This window comes from Arthrobacter endolithicus (genome assembly GCF_026627425.1).
Classification (GTDB): Bacteria; Actinomycetota; Actinomycetes; order Actinomycetales; family Micrococcaceae; genus Arthrobacter_M.
On the sequence record NZ_JAPNLH010000018.1, the window covers coordinates 19,824 to 37,650 of the forward strand.

Genomic DNA, 17,827 nt, shown 5'->3' on the forward strand with positions numbered 1-17,827 from the left:
CAACGGGTCAGCTGGCGAGCTAGCGGGTCCCGCCGGCGTGGAAAGGGCCGTGCTCATCTCACGATGACCACATCGGCGACGGCTGCGGGCTGTTCCAACTCATTGATCCGGACGGCGGTGGTGATCTTCCACTGGCCCGCTACGGGGAGCACGACGACGGCCCGGTAACTGCCTGGCGTTGTTCCCGGCTCAACCTTGGCAGTCAGCGGTCCGAGGCTCAGATTAGGCTCCGCCACACTGACCTGCGGCATACTGAGCGGGACGATGGGCGCACCCCCAGCGTCGGTGAGGTCGAAGGTGATGACGTTGGCTCCTGCCGTACCAGGGCTGAACCGGCCGGTGAGGTGGCCGGTGCCGAGGTCGGCGACCACGGGCGTCCCAACCGCAGCCGGGTCAGCGGAGGTATCGGTTGCCCGCGGATTTTGCAGCGTCAGGGCCGAGGTGAGGCCAACGACCAGCACCACCCCAACCGCCTCCAGGCGGATGGCCAGTGCCAGCCGGCGCCAGGCTTCCCCCGTGATGGCCTCGCGCGCCAGGCGAGGGACCAGACCGAATCGGTTCCAGACCGCAAGCCCACCGATCACCGCGACAACGCTAAGTTTGAGCAGCAGCAGCCGGCCGTAGGAGCTGCCGACGAGGGCCGTCGCGGAGCCGACCATCACCACGGCCAGGATGGTTCCGGTGATGCCCAACAGGACGACAAGACCACCGGCCAGGGTAGAGAACCGGCCCAGGACCACGGCAGCCTTGCCCGGATTATCCTTTCGCCGTCGGGCACGTTTGACGTGCAGGATCAGGGCTACGAGGCCGCCCAGCCAGACTGCTGCTGTCGCGGCATGGACCAGGTCGGCGCCCATCACCAGCCAGCCGGGTCCGAAGGTGCGGGTGTGTCCGACGGGCAGCACGGAGGCCAGCGCCGTCCCGGCCCCCACAGTCCCGACCCAGAATCCTTCCCGACGCGGCAGACGCCCCCGGAGCAGCATCAGCGCAACCCCGGTCCCGGCGAGGAGCAGGGTCAATACGGCGCTCCCGGACCATCCGGGGGTGAGGGCCGTTGGTTGCAAGAGCGCACTAAGACCCAACCCCAGCTCGCGCACCGCGGTGAGGGGCACCAGTACGACGTAGGCACAAACGGAGACGAGTGCGGCCGCCCGCGGCAGCAGGGGAGCTACAGCGGCGGTCCGGGCAACGAAAATATCGAAAACCGTCAGACCCACAAGATAGAACAGGCCCAGATAGCCCAACGCGGTGAGAACCCCGTACAGCACGTCCACGGGTCCTGTATAGCTTTTGGCGATGGTCGGGACCGATGCGCTGGCCCGGCCCACGATGAACGACAGCGTCCCGGACGCAGGGTGGGAGTCGGCGGAAATCACCCGCCAGCCGAGCGCGTAGCTGCCCTCGCCGAGGTTTGACGGCAGGTTTACCCGGACAATCGCGTCCACTTCCTCCCCAGACACCGTCCGGTGACCACCGCTGCCGTCATAGAGTTGGAGGCCATCGGGGATCAGGGAGACTTGCTCGTCGAAGGCGAGTTCCACCGCGGTGGGCGCCTGGGCGAGTACTGCGCCCTCAACCGGTGTCGTGTAGAGCAGGGCGGAGTGCGCCAGGGCCGGGGCCGGGGGTGAGACCAGGATCAGAGTCAACGCCAGGAACAACAACGCCAGAAGCCGGCGGACCAGTGGCCCACGGACTCGGGATGCCTGGTAGCGGATCTTATGGCCCGGTCTGCTCAACATGATCATGTCCTCGTCCTGTGGGACAGTGCCCGGACAATGCTCACCGCCGCCCGGGACAAGGTCCGGGCGGCGGTGAGCATTGCAGGCGGTGCTATTTGCCGGTCGTGAAGTTCCACGTGACAGGAGTCAGCAGGTTGCCGGCGGTGTCCTTGATCCTGCTGCTGAGGGTGATGGTGTACTGGGTGTAGGCCAGCAGCGTGCCGGTGGGGTTTAACGTTGCTACCTTCGTGGTACTAGAGTAGCTGGCTACCGAGGCGAAAGCGGCGCTGTTGGACGTCCGCTTGATGGTGAAGTTGGCGTTCGCCGCGGCCGTGCTGGGCAGCCCAGTGACCGCTTCGCTGAAGGTGGCGGTGATATTTGCCGTCCGGCTGACCCCGGTGGCGTTGACTGCCGGGGTTCGAGCCGTGACGACGGGGGCGGGACCGGTGATGAAGGTCCACGTCTTGGTGGTGAGCGGGTTGCCGGCCACGTCCTTTACCGCGTTGCTCAGCGATAGCGTATAGGTGCGGTCACTGACCATGGGAGCGTCCGGGGTCAGTGTTGCGATTCGGGTGGTGGCGTTGTAGGTCACCTTTGAGGCGATGGTCGCTGTCCCCAGCTTCAGGGTGAAGTTGGGTGTGCTGGCAGCGGAGGTGGGTAGGCCCGTCACGGACTCACTGAACGTTGCGCTCAACGGAGTCCGTGTGGTGGTCGTTCCCAGACCGATGCCGGTCGCTCCGGCGGCGGGGTTGGTGGTGATGACGGTCGGGCTGGGGCCGGTAATGAAGTCCCAGTTCGACGCCGCCAGCGAACCGCCCGATGCACTCTTGATGGCCGTGGTCACCGAGAGGGTGTAGCGCTTGTCGGCGGTGAGTGCCGCCGTCGGGACTAGAGTGGCTGTCCCTGTCGTCGCGCTGTAGGTCACGGAAGCAGGAACAGTGGTGGTGCCCTGCTTCAAGGTAAAGGTGTTGTTGCTGACGCCGGTAACCGTTTCGTTGAATGTAACGGTCGGCCGGACGTTGGTCGCCACCCCGGTCGCCCCTGATGCCGGGCTACTGGCGGTTACCTTTGGCGTGGTGGAAGCGGTGAGCGATGGAGCGGACAAAGTGTTCCCTGCCGCGTTCCACGCCGTGACCCTGTAGGCGTACTGCCCCGTCCCGGCTGTCTTGTCCGTGTAGGTGGTGATGTTGGCCAGTGTGGTGGCGATTTGGGTGTAGATCCCGACCGCGCCGTTGGTCAGCGGTGCGCGTTCGATCTTGTAGCCGATCTCGTTTTTCGCGTTGCCCCAGGTTGTGGGATCGGTGATCGACACAGGTGTCCCGTCGGTCCAGTTCAGCACCACGTCACTCGTGGGCCGAGTGAAGCTCACCACCGACGCGTCCGGTAGCGTGCGGGGCGCGCTGACCGAGATGGGCCGCATCATGTCCATCTCCTCGTGGCTGAGAATGTGGCAGTGCCATACGTACTCCCAACCGAAGTTGGTCATGTCGTTAGTGATGGGGGTAATCGGATTACCGTTGGTGTCGGTGTTGTTGAAGCCGGCTTCGGATCCGTTCGGGCCCGTCGTCGATCCTTTGGCGCCCAGGGGCATCATCGGGTTCAGGGGCCGGTTACTGTCCGGGATTGCGAACGGGAGTTTAGGCAGGATCGGTCGAACCGCCACAATGGTGTCCTCCAATGGACTGACACGCACAGTGTCCTTCCAGCCGAGTTCTGTCGGTTCAGGGGGAATGATGATGTTGTCCCAGGTAACTCGGTTCAGCACCTGCACATCGTTTAGGTGGAAGTGCAGCGGGTGGGTGTCCACGCCGTTATGGGTGATCTTCCAGATCTGCGTCCCGTCTGCGTTGGTGGAGATGGGTGTCACGTTGAGGCTGTTCGTCCCCGCGGTGCCGTCCAGTTTTTCCGTGGCGGGGTTGACATACGGGTAGAGTATGACGTTTTGGAGCAGCGGAGTTGCTCCGGGTGCCTCCAACCCGATATTTCCGCTCATTCGGCCCCATTCGTCGAAATTCGCCGAGTTCATCTCGTCATGCACGCTCTTACCCTGGATGGGAATGCTGAGCTGTGGCCCTGCTAAAGTGTCGAACTTGAACTGCTCTCCTCCTTGTTCGGCGATCCGGACCAGGCCGTCGCATTTGGCGGCAGGGTTGCTGGCCGCGTTGCAGTACCCGTTGCCGGCGAAAGTCTTCCCGTAGGCCTGGTTGTACGCGGCCTGACCGACGACGATCGGGTTCTGACTCGACTCGAAGACTCCTGCTGCTTTGCCTGCCGCGTCGGTGTGGTGATCGAACGCCGCCATCAGCTTGCCCATCTGATCAGCGGTGGTATTCGGCCGGTCGAAGGCCAGCGCGGGCGCGGCGTTCGAGATCTTGACCTGCATGACAGACCGGGTGTCGGGCCCGTAGCCGGGAAGGGTTGAAGGAGCGCCGGACGGAGCCATGTCCGGTCCACCGGTGTAGTAGTCGTAACCGGGTATCCGGCCCGGGAACGCCGCCGGGGCATCGTTGTAAAGGATCAGGGTCTTGCCCCTGTAAGCGGAGAAGTCGACGATCACGTCGGCGCGTTCGGCCGGGGCGAGCAACAGCGAGTGCTGGTCGACATTGCCGACGTCGAATCTGGTCGCGTCGGTGATAAACGTTGTCTCGTGGGCGGGGACCACTGCCGGAGTCGGGAGGAAACCGCCCTCGTTACCGATTTGGATCCAGTCAGGGCCCTTCGGGCTCTTGGTGGTGTCCGGGGTCGGCATGACGACCGGGTCGGTCTGCGCCATCGAGACCTCGCTGGACTTCAGCGCTACCTCGGTACCGGTGGCAGGATCGGCGACGTACCAGGAAAGGTTCCAGAAACGATCGTCGGAGCCGTTGAGGATCCGGAATCTGTACGTCTTCGGGTCCATGGTTGTCGTGGGGTAGGCGGTGCCGTTCACCACAGGCGTGTCATGGAAGGCCTCCATACCGACCGAGTTGTTGGGAGTCGAGGGGATCAGCGCCGGCTCGCAGAAGGCAGCCGCGTTCGGGTCGCACTTGGGGTCGTAGTAGGGGTTGGCCATGGGCGGGTACTTGGCATCCTTGGCCGGTGGCCAGAACCACGGGCCGTAGAACCAGCGGCCGAACGCACTCATGCCGCTGGGGTCGCCGGGGTTCTGCGCGGGCATGTAGACGTGCGGCTGCCAGAGGTTGCCCTCACCGCCCCACTTCTTCGGGTCCCAGGTCGGATCGAGCTGGGCCATGCGCTTAGCGCTGGGCACGAAGGTCTTGTCCTGGATGGTGAGCTGGGTTCCCATGCCGAGACCGTCGAGGGCACCACCGGGGGCCATCAGCTTCTGCTCCGCGTCGTCGGTGATCATATAGCCGGCTTCCTCGCCCGCGTACACGTTGAGCCGTGTGATGCCCCACGAGTGGTCGTGGTAGAACATCATTCGCGCGCTCTGCTGGTTGGTATAGAAGAACGTCTCCGCACCGGGGCCGGGGTCTGGCATGTCCGGCACGTTGCTGACGCTGACACCCTTCGGGTAGGCGGTGTTCTCTCCGGTAGGGGTCACCCACTGGTGCGGCGTACCGTCGCTGATCCACGGGGTGATACCGCCGTGCAGGTGCAAAGTGGCGCGGTTCTCCGAATAGCAGGTGGTCGGCTTGGGCGTCTGCCCGCACATTGGATTGCGCACGCCGTCCAGGACGCTTTTTTCATCCTTGGCCATGTCCACCGGGATCTTGGTTTTGGGATCGAGCATCATCATATTCGGACCGGCACCGGCGCCCATTACCGAGGTGTCGACGGGGAGGAACAGATCGCCGGCTACGCCGGTGGGCAGCAGATTGCGGAACAGTACCCGGACGGGCTTGTTTTTCGTGGCGATAATTGTCGGGCCGAGGTAGTGCGGATTGTCCACCCCGGCGAAGCTGATGGGACTGTCAGGCAGGGCAGGATCGAGGTTGGCGTTGCCGAGTACGACCTTTTTGCCCGGGACGACGCTGGTCGAGAGCTGGACGTAGCCACGCAGCAGAGTGGCCGGCAGGTCCCGGTGGAATTTCATCCGGTACTGCACCACCGCGATCTCGTAGTAGTCGGTGCCGGGGTAGGTAGTGGTGTCGGGCACCGCGACCGGGATGTACTGGCCCAGGTCGTTGGCGTTGGCCTCTCCCTGTCCTGGAAGGGTGTCAACAAACTTCTTGATTCCCGGGGTGAGGTAGCCCGCTCCGGGGCTGGTGACCACGATGTCAGTGACCGAGCCCTTGACCGCAACCTTGGCGGTGGCGCTGGCGCCCTTGTCTGCCGTGCCCACTGTGTCAGCGATTGTCACGGTCGGTGTGGAGCTGTAGCCGGCGCCGCCGTCGGTGACGTCGATGCGGGTGACGCCGATGGTGGCCTCGGCCTTGGCCGCCTGAGTGGGTAGCGTCTTGCTGGCATCGGTGAGGGTTACGGTAGGGGCGGAGGTGTACCCGCTGCCCGCGTTCGCTATCACGACGCCGGTGACCACTCCCTTAGAGTCCATCGTCGCGCTGCCCGTTGCCTGTTCGCCATCTGCGAGGTCAGGCTTGGAGAAGTTCACCAGCGGCTGGGTCTGATAGCCCGTGCCGCCGTCGGTCAACTTCAGGTTGTCGACTGCTCCGCTGGCCAGCGCATGCGCCTCGGAGCCCGCAGTGGGGTTCCCGCCCGTCAGCGTTACTGCTGGCGCGGTGAATCCGTAGCCGGTCTCGTTGACGTTGATGCCGGTGAGGACGCCGGTGGCAATCTTGGCGGTGGCCTTGGCCACCGTAGTCGGAGTGACTCCGGCGGTCGTGATCTCTACCGTGGGCGGGACGGCGTAGCCGTCACCCGGGCTGGTCACAGTAACACCGGAGATGGCGCCCGTCTTCGGGTCCACCGAGGCCGTAGCTTCCGCGCCGGTACCCGGATCGGTGATAGTCGGCGTGACTTCGGCCCCAAAGGAGTACGTGCGGTCGTGGGAGAAGTCCGGGTAGTTCGAGGCACCGAGCTTGATGGTGCTGTCCTTGGCTGGGGAAACGTTAGTGTTCAGCGTCGGGTCACCAGTTGCCGGTGTGCTCAAGGTGTCGCCGTTGGCCGGCACTTGTGTGTCGATCGGAATACCTTGACCGTAGAAGCCGATCACATCGTCCTTCTGCACCGGCACCGCCGGCACGGAATAGGTCGTGACCTCTCCGGTGTTCACGGTCGGTGTCGGAACCTTCAGCTCGTCGCTGGCGTAGACGACGGCGTACTCCCCGGCGGTGCCGGTGGGCCGCAGCACCAGGGCGTGGAAGAGGCTGCCGGCGGAGGGGGTCGGGCTCGCCCCCGCGGTGCCCTGGTTCCAGCTCTGAAAGTTGTTGAGCGTGCCGGCGGGCAGCTTGGCATGGTCCAGCACCACCAGAACCGGACCCAACTCACCAGTCGGCTTCGCGTAGTCGGTCGCGTAATTGCGTTTGGTCAGGGGGTTGCCGTACAGGACCGGTGTTGGGGTCCCGATGCTGATCTTCACCATCGCGTCCGCCAACGTCTGCGGGCTGTTTGCCCAGTTGGGGTACGGACCGAAGTAGTGCGGCACCTTCGTCATGTCGGTGCTGCTCGAGGGGATGGCGGCTGCGGCAATATCGGGTTGGAAGGGGGTGTGCATACCTCCCAAGGGGCCGATACTGCTGATCAACAGTGCCAGTACCAGGATGGCAGCCGGCCTGGCCAGGCGACGCCTCGGGGCCCGGTGGAAAGGGGGGCGGGCAGTCGGTTGCATGATATTTCCCCTAACAAGCGGAGCCCGGGATTGCGGGCTCTATGTGATGAGGGTGCACCACCAACGGTCGAAGCGGGCCGTTTATGACATAAGTGTCATCTGGCCGGAAACGTCTGCTTCGTGGGCCTCGTCGCGGACTTGCGTGAGATTGCGCACACAATTAGGATGAGTGTGCGTTATTAGAACGGAATGTTCAGATAGCGAACTAGTGGCGATGCTTGTGAGCTCGCCGCCCACAGTGCAGTGAGGAGATTCTTGTGCAGTTCCACCACCACGGATATGTATCCGGTGACCCCCGCATCCAGACGGCGGCCGGGACCGGCATCGACCGTCCCGAGGAGCTTCCCAGCGAGGTGGATGTGCTCATTGTGGGCTCGGGGCCGGCCGGCATGCTCATCGCGGCCCAGCTGGCCCAGTTCCCGGACATCACCACTCGCCTCGTGGAACGCCGCGGTGGGCGGCTGGAGCTCGGTCAGGCCGACGGCATCCAGGCCCGCAGCGTCGAGACCTTCCAGGCATTCGGTTTCGCCGAGCGGATCATTGCGGAGGCGTACTGGCTCACCGAAATGAACTTCTGGCGCCCGGGCGATGAAGACCCCCGGAACATCGTCCGCGGCGGTCGCGCGGTCGACGACGCCACCGGCATCAGCGAATTCCCGCACCTCATCGTCAACCAGGCCCGCGTGCTCGACTACTTTGCCGAGGTCGCGGTGAACTCGCCCAGCCGCCTGACCCCCGACTTTGGCTGGGACTTCCATACGCTCGAGGTCACCGACGAGGGCGAGTACCCCGTCAGGGTCACGCTGGTCCGCAGCGCCGGACCGGACGAGGGCACCGAGCGCATCATACACGCCAAGTACGTCGTCGGCTGCGACGGCGCACGTAGCAAGGTCCGCGCCTCGATCGGCTGCACCCTTGCCGGCGACGCTGCCAACCACGCCTGGGGAGTCATGGATGTGCTGGCCAAGACCGACTTCCCCGACATCCGCACCAAGTGCGCCATCCAATCCCACGACGGCGGATCCATCCTGCTGATCCCGCGCGAGGGCGGCCATCTCTTCCGGATGTACGTGGACTTGGGTGAGGTGCCTGAAGACGATCGCGGCGCCGTGCGCAAGACCAGCATCGAGCAGATCATCGCCAAGGCGAACGAGATCATGCACCCGTATTCCGTGGATGTGCGCAGCGTTGCCTGGCACAGCGTCTACGAGGTTGGCCACCGCCTCACCGACCGGTTCGACGACGTCCTGGCGCAGGACCGCGGCACCCGCAGCCCGCGCGTCTTTATCACCGGCGACGCTTGCCACACGCACAGCGCCAAGGCCGGCCAGGGCATGAACGTCTCCATGCAGGACGGCTTCAATCTTGGCTGGAAACTGGGTCACGTGCTTGAGGGCCGGAGCCCTGAGTCACTGCTGGACACTTACTCCGCCGAGCGCCAGGTCGTAGCCAAGAATCTTATCGACTTCGACAAGCAATGGTCGACGATGATGGCTAAGAAGCCCGAGGAATTCGCCAACCCCACGGAGCTGGAGGACTTTTATGTGCGCACTGCCGAGTTCCCGGCCGGGTTCATGACGCAGTACACGGGCTCGCTGCTCACCTCCGCTGACGCCGACCAGGAACTGGCCACAGGGTTCCCGCTCGGCAAGCGCTTCAAGTCCGCGCGTGTCTCCCGCGTCTGCGACACCAACGCCCTCCACCTGGGTCACCAGGCCACCGCCGACGGCCGCTGGCGCATCTACGTCTTCGCCGATGCGGCCAAGCCCGGGGCCGCCTCGCCCACCACTGATTTGGCGCAATGGCTCGCGAGCGCTCCGGAATCGCCACTGGCCGCCACACCCCAAGGGCTCGACGCCGACGCCTGGTTCGATGTGAAGGTCATCTACCAGCAGAAGCACGAGGACATCGACATCAACGCGGTGCCGGAAGTGTTCAAGCCCGAGGTCGGGCCATTCGAGCTCACCGACCTCGAAAAGGTTTACGGCGTCGTCGAGAGTGATGACATCTTCGATACACGGGGGCTGTCCCGCGACGGCGTGGTCGTCGTCGTACGCCCGGACCAGTACGTAGCGAACATCCTGCCGCTGACCGCGACCGCTGAACTGGGCGAGTTCTTCGCTCCCGTGCTGTCGGGGACAAGGGCCAGAACGGTCTGACCCACGTCCCGCCCGGCCACGCTGCCTCCAAGTACGCAGTGGTGGGCCTAGCCCACACGTCCGCCGGATGCGTGCCGCTGGTTATCGCAGGTCCACCTGCTCGAACTCGAGCAGGTCCATGCCGCTGGCCACCGGCCCACTGTGTAGAGTCGAAGCTCCTCTCCGGCGACAGTGCGCAGGAGTGCGAATCCTTCGAAGCCCGGGTGGCCGCTCGGCGACTTAAGGGTCGAAGCCACGGTGGCGGCGGGGGATGCATCCACTGGGCTTTACTTCTGGCTGTTCGGTGCTGCAGACGTTGCCGCCAGCGGAGCAAAAAGGATTGCCAAGGCGGCGATTAAGCCCGGGATGCGAAGAAGAAGGTTATCGTCTCCACCGGAAGATTGAGCGTCAGGAGCACGCCTGAGAGGATCTGGATGCTGGCGCCGTGACGCTACTGCAATTGCGCCTCAATGGCCCGCGCGCTAATGCCGAGACGGGAGCCGATGGCGGCCGGTTCGTTGCCGCGCCCCAGGAAGATCACGCAGATGGCTGCCGGCATGCCGCCGGGGACGTGGATGGGTGCGGCGATTGCGGAGACCCCGGGAAGGACCTCGTCGTGGCTCGTGGCGAACCCGGCGGCACGAGCGGCACGCGCTTCGTGACGGTAGGGCAGGCCGGGCGCCAGCCGCGCCCACGCGTCCTCGCTGATGGCGGACTGGATGGCAATGCCGGGCGCGCCGGAACTGAAGGAGTGGCGCGTTCCCGGGCGCTGGGCCAGGGTGGCGCCGGAATGCCGTGGCTCGACAGTCAGGAGGGTGACGGTGTCGCGGTGGTCCCACACGGCAATGAAGGCCGTCATTGACAAATCATTGGCCAGCTCCGTAAGTTCGGGGAGCGCGGCCGTCTGCAAGTCCTGGGACACGCCGCGTGCCAGCACCGCCAGCCCCGGTCCGGTCTGGACCCGGCCTGCGTCGTCCCTGATCAAGAGTGAATGGTCCTCCAGGGTGCGAAGGATTCGGTAGGCGATGGAGCGGTGCACCCCCAACGCCTCCGACAATTCGGCGATGGTCAGGGGAGACTGGGCCGCGGCCAGAATTTCCAGCGTGCGTATGCCGCGGGACAAGGTTTGAGAATGGGCTGCTGCCTTCGCCGGGCGGTTCTGTACTGCTTCTGTACGCACACCTATTCCTGTTCAGTAGCCGTCCGCGGTAGCCGGCATTGCGGCAGCCCCACATTTTGCCTTCATCCTATAGTGGGACATCGAATTCAGATAACGGACATGGACGGGCAGGTGGCCGCTGCCCGCTTGAGCTAACTGGTACGCACTGACGTGGACATTTTCCCCAAGCGCGACGGCGGCCCCCCTAAGGTGGGCGCCGCCGTCGTGCTTGGTTTGCGTTTTAGGCTTGTGCGGAGGCCACGTCCGCAACCGGCTGACGCTTGTCAAAGATGGTGGCGCCAACCTCCTGCTCGGCCTGATGGGTGATGCTGAGGTTGATCCCGGAACGGTCTTTGAGCATAATGACCGCGGCCAGGCCGATGAGGGTCGTGAGCAGCAGGTACCCGGAGATGGCGAGGCTGGTGCCGGTGGCCTGCAGCAGCCACTGGGCGATCAAGGGAGAAAACGCACCGCCCAGAATGGCGCCGATGGCGTAGGAGATGGAGACGCCGGAGAACCGCACCGAGGCCGGGAAGATCTCGCTGTACCAGGCGGCCTGAGGGCCGTAGGTCAGGCCCAGGCCAAAGGTGAGCAGCAGCAGTGCCAGGTATAGGGCCCAGAGTTCGCCGGTGTTGATCAACAGGAACAGGGGAAACACAGTCAGGGCCATGGCGACATAGCCGATCACGTAGGTGCGCTTGCGCCCGATCTTGTCGGACATGCCGCCGGCCAGTGCGGTGAAGATGAGCCACGTGGCTGCGGCAAAGGTCATGGCGATGAGTACGGGCGTCTTTGCCAGGCCCACGATCCCGTCGGGGTTGGTGGCGTAGCTGGGGATGAAGCCTCCCGTGGCCATGTAGCCGGCGGCATTGTTGCCGACAAAAACCAGGGCCGCCAGGATGACGAGGAGCCAATGCTTGCGGAACAGTTCGACCACGGGAATTTTTGGCTGCTGCTTCTTCTCCGCGATCTCCAGGAACACGGGGCTTTCCTCCACAGCACGGCGCACGAAGTAGCCCACACCGATCAGGACGAAGCTGAGCAGGAACGGGATGCGCCAGCCCCAGGCCATGAAAGCATCACCCGGTGCGATGACGCCGGTCATCAGCGCCATGACGCCGGAGGCCAGGAGCAGGCCCAGCGGGACGCCGAGCTGCGGGAACGAACCGGCCCGACCGCGCTTGTTGGCGGGCGCATGCTCAACGGCCATGAGGACGGCGCCGCCCCATTCGCCGCCTGCCGAGACGCCTTGGAGAATGCGCAGGAGCAGCAGGAGGACCGGGGCCAAGACTCCCGCCGTAGCATAGGTGGGCAGCAGGCCGATGAGCATGGTGCTGGTGCCCATCAATAAAAGGGTCAGCACCAGCATGGCCCGGCGGCCGATCCTGTCCCCGTAGTGGCCGGCGAGGAACGCGCCGAGCGGGCGGAACAGGAAGCTGATGCCCACAGAGGCAAAGGAGAGCAGCAGACCGATCTGGGCGCCGGCGGGCCCAAAGAACAGGTGGGCAAAAACCAGGCCTGCGGCCGTTGCGTAGATGAAGTAGTCGTACCACTCGACGGTGGTACCGATCAGGGTCGCAAACGCGACGCGTCGCTGCGTGCGCCGCGTATCGAGGGCTTTTGTGTTGCTCATGGGTCGTAGTCCTTGATTTCAGTCCGGGATACCGGCCGGGCCGGCTTCGCATCAACGCGGCAGCAGGCTCCGGCGAGCGGAATGTAATCAGTGTCACAGAAAAATTTCCATGAGTAAACTTATAAAAAACGGCATACTAATTCGGTTTCGTGAAAGAAGTCCTCTTGTCAAAGTTCACGTTCCGCCAGCTGGAGCTTTTTGTGGCGCTGGCGGAGTTTCCCACGCTCAGTGATGCGGCCGCATCACTGCACTTCTCCGAGTCGGCGCTTTCCCAGGCGATCACCCGGCTGGAACGCGCAGTGGGCGAACAGCTGTGCATCCGCCGCAAGGCGAGGGGCCTACAGCTGACCCCTGCCGGGGAATACTTTGCGGTCAGGGCCCGCGTACTGCTGAAAGGAGCGGAGGACCTGCTGGCCGAGATGGCCGGTGCCACGGGGCAGTTGAAGGGACCCGTAAAGCTGGGCTGCTTCGCCAGCTTCGCCGCCAGCGTGCTGCCCGCCATCCTGGACGGCTTCCCCCGGATCCACCCCGGCGTTGACGTGGAGGTCGTGGTCGGAACGCACGATGACCTGCTGCCCGCGCTGGAGAACGGCCGGCTGGACCTGGCCATCGTCTACGACATGGAACTGCCGCCGGGGTTCCAACGCCGAACCATCTACGAGACCGAGCTGCAGGCGGTACTGCCCGTTGACCATCCGTTGGCGCTACAGGAAACCGTCGACCTGGCACAGCTGGCCACTGAACCGCTGATCATGTACGACGCCAGCCCCAGCCCGGCCAATACCCACCGGGCCTTTGCTGAGCGCGGCCTTCACCCGAGAATCGTGGCGAACATGCCGCAGATCATCCTTGTGCAGGCGTTGGTGGGCCGCGGCCTGGGCTATGGGCTTTTGATGTCGCGTCCGAACTGGGCGCCGGTCACCCTGGAAGGACTTCCCGTAGCAGTGCGCTCGCTGGCGCCTCCGGCCAGCCGCACCACCATGTCGGGCATTTGGCTCGAAGGCTCCCGGCTCAGTCCTCGCGCGCAGGCACTTCTCGATTTCACTGCCGACACGTTCAGGCAAACACGCTCGCCAACGCAGCAAGAAACAAAAGACAGACACAAACACGACCGGTCGGCACCTCGTTGAGGGGTCCTCCGGCCTCGGCTGGAACGCCGGCCTGGGCGCTCTGGCCCTGAACTATCCCGACCGGCCTTCCGGCCACCTGAACAAAAAAACGAACTACTTGCACAGAAAAATTGACAAGCTCCGCCAAGGGTGTTTTTTCAATTCCAAGGAACTGTGACGGCACCCTGATGACTTTCCAGGGACGGGGGAAGGGGTACACCGTTGTCGATGTACCCCTTCTCGGTAACCCGTTCAGCCAGTGCTATTTCTTGAACGCGTCCTTAATCTTTTCGCCGGCCTGCTTCAGGTTGCCCTTGGCCTGGTCGGTCTGCCCCTCGGCCTTCAGGCTGTCATCGTTGGTCGCTTCACCGGCGCCTTCTTTGGCCTTACCTGTGAGCTTCTGCCCGGCATTTTCGATTTTATCGCCCAAACCCATAGCAACCTCCTGAAATAGTCGTTGACCAGTAATAAGTTGACCAGTAATAACTAGCCACCCCCATGGTCTCATTTTACCAAGGAACTGGTGCAGCCCTTCGGAATGTGCCAGTGCTGCCTACGGCCCTCCCCCCCCCCCCCACCGGGGACACGAAACTGCGTATGGCACCCCGCCAATGACCCGGACGACGGGAAGATGTTCTCCTTCCTGCACGGGGAATCCGGATCCGTAGGCATCTGTACCCGCGCGGTGGCCACGGACCTGACCCGGGCCCAGCAACTGTTCGGCCAGCAGGCTGACCCGCTTGCTCCCGGTTCCACACGTTAATCTCACCATTTGTATTTCAGACTGGCCCGGAACCGGCAGTGGTCCTTTATCTGTTATAGGTGTAGTAGCCCATGACGGGCATGGCATCCACGGAGTGGACGATGGTGCCCTGGCTGGGGTTCAGCGCGCTGATCATTTGACCGTTGCCCAGGTAGATCCCAACATGGCTCCCCCCGTTTTGGACGACCAGATCGCCCGGACGCGGGTTACCTGTTGGCGTCATGACGTTCCACTGAAAGGTCCGCGGCAGGTTAATGCCATGCTGGGCGTAAACCCACTGAACGAACCCCGAGCAATCCCAGCCCCCCGGCACCGAACCACCCCACACGTACCTGCCGCCAGCATAAGCCCGGGCGGTGCCGGCGATACCAGAAGTAGCCGATCCTAGAATCGGATACACACCAGAAGAAGCGGTACCCACCCCTACGCCGGCATACTGAGAGCCGGTGAAGGCAGGCATGGGCGCCACGGAATTGCCAACGCTCGCGGACCGGGGGGCGTTGCCGGAGAGGGTAAGGGTCTGCCCTGGATATATCACGGAGTCCCATCCGAGGTGGTTCAGGGCGAACACCGTGTCAAGGCTCACGCCGGTCCGGGCGGCTATCGCACCGAGAGTATCCCCTGAACGAACCGTGTATGTGCCGGCTCCGAATGTGCTGGCACTCGACGACGTGTTCGCGGCAGCAACGGGGCTGACCTCTCCGGAGGCATTGGCTGCGGTGCCGCCCATGAAGGTGAGGCCGTAGGCCACTGCCATGACGGCTGCCGGGCCTACGATAAGGCGCCGGTGGGAGCTAATGGTTGTTGAAATGGTTTTCAGCGAGCTGTGGCGGACCGGGGTAGCACGATGGCGTGCGGTATTGGTATTTGTGGACATGTTTGTTGCCTCTCCCAATGCCTGCGAAGTTAGCTGTCGGGTTCGGATGGGAGTCACCCGGACATAGAGTCTTCTCCCGAAAATTCATTCTCGGAATGAGCTGTATTGTCTTAACCCCAAAATCCTCTCTCAAGGATTCGATATTGGGCCCTCCGCCTCTGCCGGATGATCGTCTTGAACGGGCCTTGATGACAGCGGCAGAGTTAGGCAATCTGTCCAAGGATGTCAAAGCGGTTTCGCGTCGACACGTGGCCCACCATATATCACGGTTCCACCACCTGTCACCACGTGGTATCGCTCCGTTCGTTGGTCCCAGCGCCCATGGTTGCATCAGTCGTGTCGCCTGCAGTGCATGACCAAAGCGACCACCCGAGTCCTACCGCAGTGATTCAAACGCTGCACCCGGTCTTTGCGCTTTTGCTGACAAACTCGCCCACGGGACCCATCCGGACGTCCTCATTTCTCCGAATCAAGAGTTAACTGTCCCTTACATGCTGCAGCCCGCGTTGAAGGCCATCTACGGGAAGAACGGGCCATGGGTCAAAGCACGGCGCACGTCCGCCAACAAGGTCTAAACGGGGTACATGATGGATAAAAAGTTTGATGAGGTAGAACTGCTGACAGTGGCTGAGGTGGCCACAAAATTGCGTGTTTCCCGGATGACTGTGTATCGCAAGGTGCGTTCCGCGGAGCTGCCAGCGGTGCACTTTGGGAAGTCGATTCGAGTACCCGCGACGGCCATCGAAGCATACCTACTTGAGGCTATAAACACCCAGGACACCGGGGAAGAGTTGTAGCTGATGAAGCTGCTAAAAAGTGGCTCACGGCCGAACGGCCCTGCCGGAAAGAGGAGATCGGCCTTGCCTCTGCCGCACGTTCCGGCCACCCACAATCTGGGTGCGCGGGTTTATAACGACTTCATCAACATTTGCAACGCCACAGCGGGCGGCTCCAGCAGGACCCGGTCGGCAGGCTCATACTTTCATCATGGGGAATAGCCACGAAACACGTCAACCACAAAACCGGCGCTCAACCCGGTACCGGCAATATTACCCTTCGGTGGTCGTCCTGCTGCTCGTTCTGGCTTTCTGGACCGTCGCAGCCCTAGGCGGTCTGGGTCTGCTGCGCTCCGGACGTGCACCCCTTGAAACGCTTACATGGCTATACGCCGTGCTGGCGCTGATCGCAGTGTCAGCCGTCGCCCTCTGTCTGGCCCTAGCCGATATTTTCCGCCGCATCCGGCGCCAGCTGCGGAAATAACCGGCAATCTGGCAGGCACCGGGCAGCGTCCTCACTCCTGGCAGGGCGCCATTTCAGTCCACGCCTTCACCGAAATAAATTCACGAGATATTCTGAGTGTCCTTCCAACAGCGGTATGCAGTTACCAACCCCAGCATCAGGTCGGAACCCGATCACACCGACAGGGCAACCTCCACGGTACCGGCGCTCGGAACGGCACGGAGCCCCCGCGGTCAGCCGTCGCAGTTGACGATCATGCGGCCGCTGTTGCCGCCGGAAAGCAGCGACGCGAAAGCCTCCGGAATGCGGCCAAAGCCATCGATCACGGTGTGGACGCTGCGGATTTTACCGGCACGCAGCCACCGGTTAGCGTCGGCTTCGAAGTCCTGGCGCAGGTCCTCATTCGATGTCACATCGAAGCCGCGCATGGTCAGCTGCCGGTAGATCATCCGCATGTAGTTCGCCGGGCCGCGGCGCTCGCCGCCCTTCCCGTACTGGGACGCGGCGCCACAGATCACGACGCGCCCGCCAAAGCGGAGCATCTCCATAGCGGCGTCCAGCTGTTCTCCGCCAACGTTGTCATAGAACAGGTCGATCCCTTCCGGGGCTGCTGCCCGCAGTAGGTCCAGGGCCGCGCCGTCGTGGTGGTTGAAGGTCGCGTCTGCGCCCAATTCGCTCAGCAACCGCACCTTCTGGGCCGAACCGGCGCTGCCAACCACGGTGGCGCCGACGGCCTTGGCGAACTGTACAGCGCAGCTGCCCACGCCGCCGGCCGCCCCGGAAACGAAGACACTGTCCGCCGCCTGTACACCGCCAAAGCGCATCATGCCGGTGTACGCGGTGAAGCCCACATGTCCAAGCACCGTCAGGTGGGCCTCCAGCGGGAGGTCCTCTTCCAATGCCGGGATGCGGCGCAGCTCTTCGGCTGCGGCTACGTCAACACTGCGCCACAGCGATTTTCGGACGGCGAGGTCCCCTTGGCGGAACAGATTGCTGCGGGAGGCAAGAACCTCCACGACGCCGTCGCTCGCCGGCACGTCGCCTGGACGAATGCCTGGGCCGTAGGCCGTGTCCGGGCCGCCGATCCGGTTGGCCAGCCCGGCGTTCAGCCCCAGCCGACGTAGGCGCACCAGCACCAGGCCGGGGCCAAGTTCCGGGACATCCGCCGTTTCAATCCTGAAATTCCGGGCCTCGACGGCGCCGTCCGGGCAGCTGGCCAGCTGCACTTCGTGAGAATCCATGATGCCAGCGTAGGCCGCCCTGTCTTCCCTGGGTATCACTGCAGCCAGTAGGCAGGGCGTTCACGCCGTCGTCGGGCCGGCATAGGACGGTACAACAGAGGGGCGCCGTCGTCGCTGATCCAAAACCAGGAACGGGAAGATCAGTACCGACAGCATCCTGGCGCCGATCAGGGCGGCCGCAATTCCCTACGGGAGGAGTCCGGTGCTCCTGCCGATGGCTGT

Annotated in this window: 11 protein-coding genes and 1 riboswitch; of the genes, 4 read left to right on the plus strand and 7 right to left on the minus strand. The window is 63.7% G+C overall.

From position 1 onward, the window contains the following. Positions 1 to 53: 53 nt before the first annotated feature. Both OS914_RS14540 and OS914_RS14545 read right to left on the minus strand, forming a co-directional pair. The gene (locus OS914_RS14540) at positions 54 to 1,739 is read right to left on the minus strand and encodes a copper resistance CopC/CopD family protein (RefSeq protein ID WP_267546780.1); all 1,686 of its coding nucleotides are present in this window, start codon (positions 1,737 to 1,739) and stop codon (positions 54 to 56) included. A gap of 91 nt (positions 1,740 to 1,830) precedes the next feature. After that, positions 1,831 to 7,446 (minus strand): Ig-like domain-containing protein, encoded by a 5,616-nt coding sequence (locus OS914_RS14545; protein WP_267546781.1) that lies wholly within the window; start codon positions 7,444 to 7,446, stop codon positions 1,831 to 1,833. 257 nt (positions 7,447 to 7,703) lie between these two features. Here OS914_RS14545 and OS914_RS14550 point away from each other — a divergent pair, with 257 nt between their 5' ends. Further along, complete coding sequence (locus OS914_RS14550) at positions 7,704 to 9,605, plus strand: FAD-binding monooxygenase (protein WP_267546782.1); 1,902 nt, start codon at positions 7,704 to 7,706, stop codon at positions 9,603 to 9,605. Between the two features lie 430 nt (positions 9,606 to 10,035). Here the strand turns inward: OS914_RS14550 and OS914_RS14555 are convergent, their stop codons facing one another. Both OS914_RS14555 and OS914_RS14560 read right to left on the minus strand, forming a co-directional pair. Next, a complete protein-coding gene (locus OS914_RS14555; RefSeq protein WP_267546783.1) occupies positions 10,036 to 10,764 on the minus strand; it encodes an IclR family transcriptional regulator in 729 nt (242 codons plus the stop codon). A 220-nt stretch (positions 10,765 to 10,984) separates the two neighbouring features. Further along, on the minus strand, positions 10,985 to 12,376 hold the full coding sequence (locus OS914_RS14560; protein WP_267546784.1) for an MFS transporter: 1,392 nt from the start codon (positions 12,374 to 12,376) through the stop codon (positions 10,985 to 10,987). Positions 12,377 to 12,540: 164 nt separating this feature from the next. On the opposite strand from OS914_RS14560, the gene OS914_RS14565 reads away from it, so the two are divergent. Then, positions 12,541 to 13,506: a LysR family transcriptional regulator gene (locus OS914_RS14565; RefSeq protein ID WP_267546785.1), complete on the plus strand. Its 966-nt coding sequence runs from the start codon at positions 12,541 to 12,543 to the stop codon at positions 13,504 to 13,506. A 241-nt stretch (positions 13,507 to 13,747) separates the two neighbouring features. On the opposite strand, the gene OS914_RS14570 is transcribed toward OS914_RS14565, so the two are convergent. Both OS914_RS14570 and OS914_RS14575 read right to left on the minus strand, forming a co-directional pair. Further along, entirely contained in the window at positions 13,748 to 13,921 is a 174-nt protein-coding gene (locus OS914_RS14570; protein WP_267546786.1) for a CsbD family protein, read from the minus strand. A gap of 373 nt (positions 13,922 to 14,294) precedes the next feature. Continuing rightward, positions 14,295 to 15,125, minus strand: a complete 831-nt coding sequence (locus tag OS914_RS14575; protein WP_267546787.1) for a C40 family peptidase — start codon at positions 15,123 to 15,125, stop codon at positions 14,295 to 14,297. A 4-nt stretch (positions 15,126 to 15,129) separates the two neighbouring features. Further along, positions 15,130 to 15,319: riboswitch (cyclic di-AMP (ydaO/yuaA leader) on the minus strand. Positions 15,320 to 15,712: 393 nt separating this feature from the next. Between OS914_RS14575 and OS914_RS14580 the strand changes: the two genes are divergently transcribed. Together OS914_RS14580 and OS914_RS14585 are read left to right on the plus strand one after the other, a co-directional pair. After that, positions 15,713 to 15,922: a helix-turn-helix domain-containing protein gene (locus OS914_RS14580; RefSeq protein WP_420713962.1), complete on the plus strand. Its 210-nt coding sequence runs from the start codon at positions 15,713 to 15,715 to the stop codon at positions 15,920 to 15,922. A gap of 190 nt (positions 15,923 to 16,112) precedes the next feature. Beyond that, entirely contained in the window at positions 16,113 to 16,385 is a 273-nt protein-coding gene (locus OS914_RS14585) for a hypothetical protein (protein WP_267546789.1), read from the plus strand. A 212-nt stretch (positions 16,386 to 16,597) separates the two neighbouring features. On the opposite strand, the gene OS914_RS14590 is transcribed toward OS914_RS14585, so the two are convergent. Further along, on the minus strand, positions 16,598 to 17,605 hold the full coding sequence (locus OS914_RS14590; protein ID WP_267546790.1) for an MDR family NADP-dependent oxidoreductase: 1,008 nt from the start codon (positions 17,603 to 17,605) through the stop codon (positions 16,598 to 16,600). Positions 17,606 to 17,827: the final 222 nt, after the last annotated feature.

Bases quoted from the DNA above. Each gene is read 5' to 3' on its own strand.
- OS914_RS14540 (WP_267546780.1), bottom strand. From the start codon at position 1,739: ATGTTGAGCAGACCGGGCCATAAGATCCGCTACCAGGCATCCCGAGTC.
- OS914_RS14545 (WP_267546781.1), bottom strand. From the start codon at position 7,446: ATGCAACCGACTGCCCGCCCCCCTTTCCACCGGGCCCCGAGGCGTCGC.
- OS914_RS14560 (WP_267546784.1), bottom strand. From the start codon at position 12,376: ATGAGCAACACAAAAGCCCTCGATACGCGGCGCACGCAGCGACGCGTC.
- OS914_RS14570 (WP_267546786.1), bottom strand. From the start codon at position 13,921: ATGGGTTTGGGCGATAAAATCGAAAATGCCGGGCAGAAGCTCACAGGT.
- OS914_RS14575 (WP_267546787.1), bottom strand. From the start codon at position 15,125: ATGTCCACAAATACCAATACCGCACGCCATCGTGCTACCCCGGTCCGC.
- OS914_RS14580 (WP_420713962.1), top strand. From the start codon at position 15,713: ATGGATAAAAAGTTTGATGAGGTAGAACTGCTGACAGTGGCTGAGGTG.
- OS914_RS14585 (WP_267546789.1), top strand. From the start codon at position 16,113: ATGGGGAATAGCCACGAAACACGTCAACCACAAAACCGGCGCTCAACC.
- OS914_RS14590 (WP_267546790.1), bottom strand. From the start codon at position 17,605: ATGGATTCTCACGAAGTGCAGCTGGCCAGCTGCCCGGACGGCGCCGTC.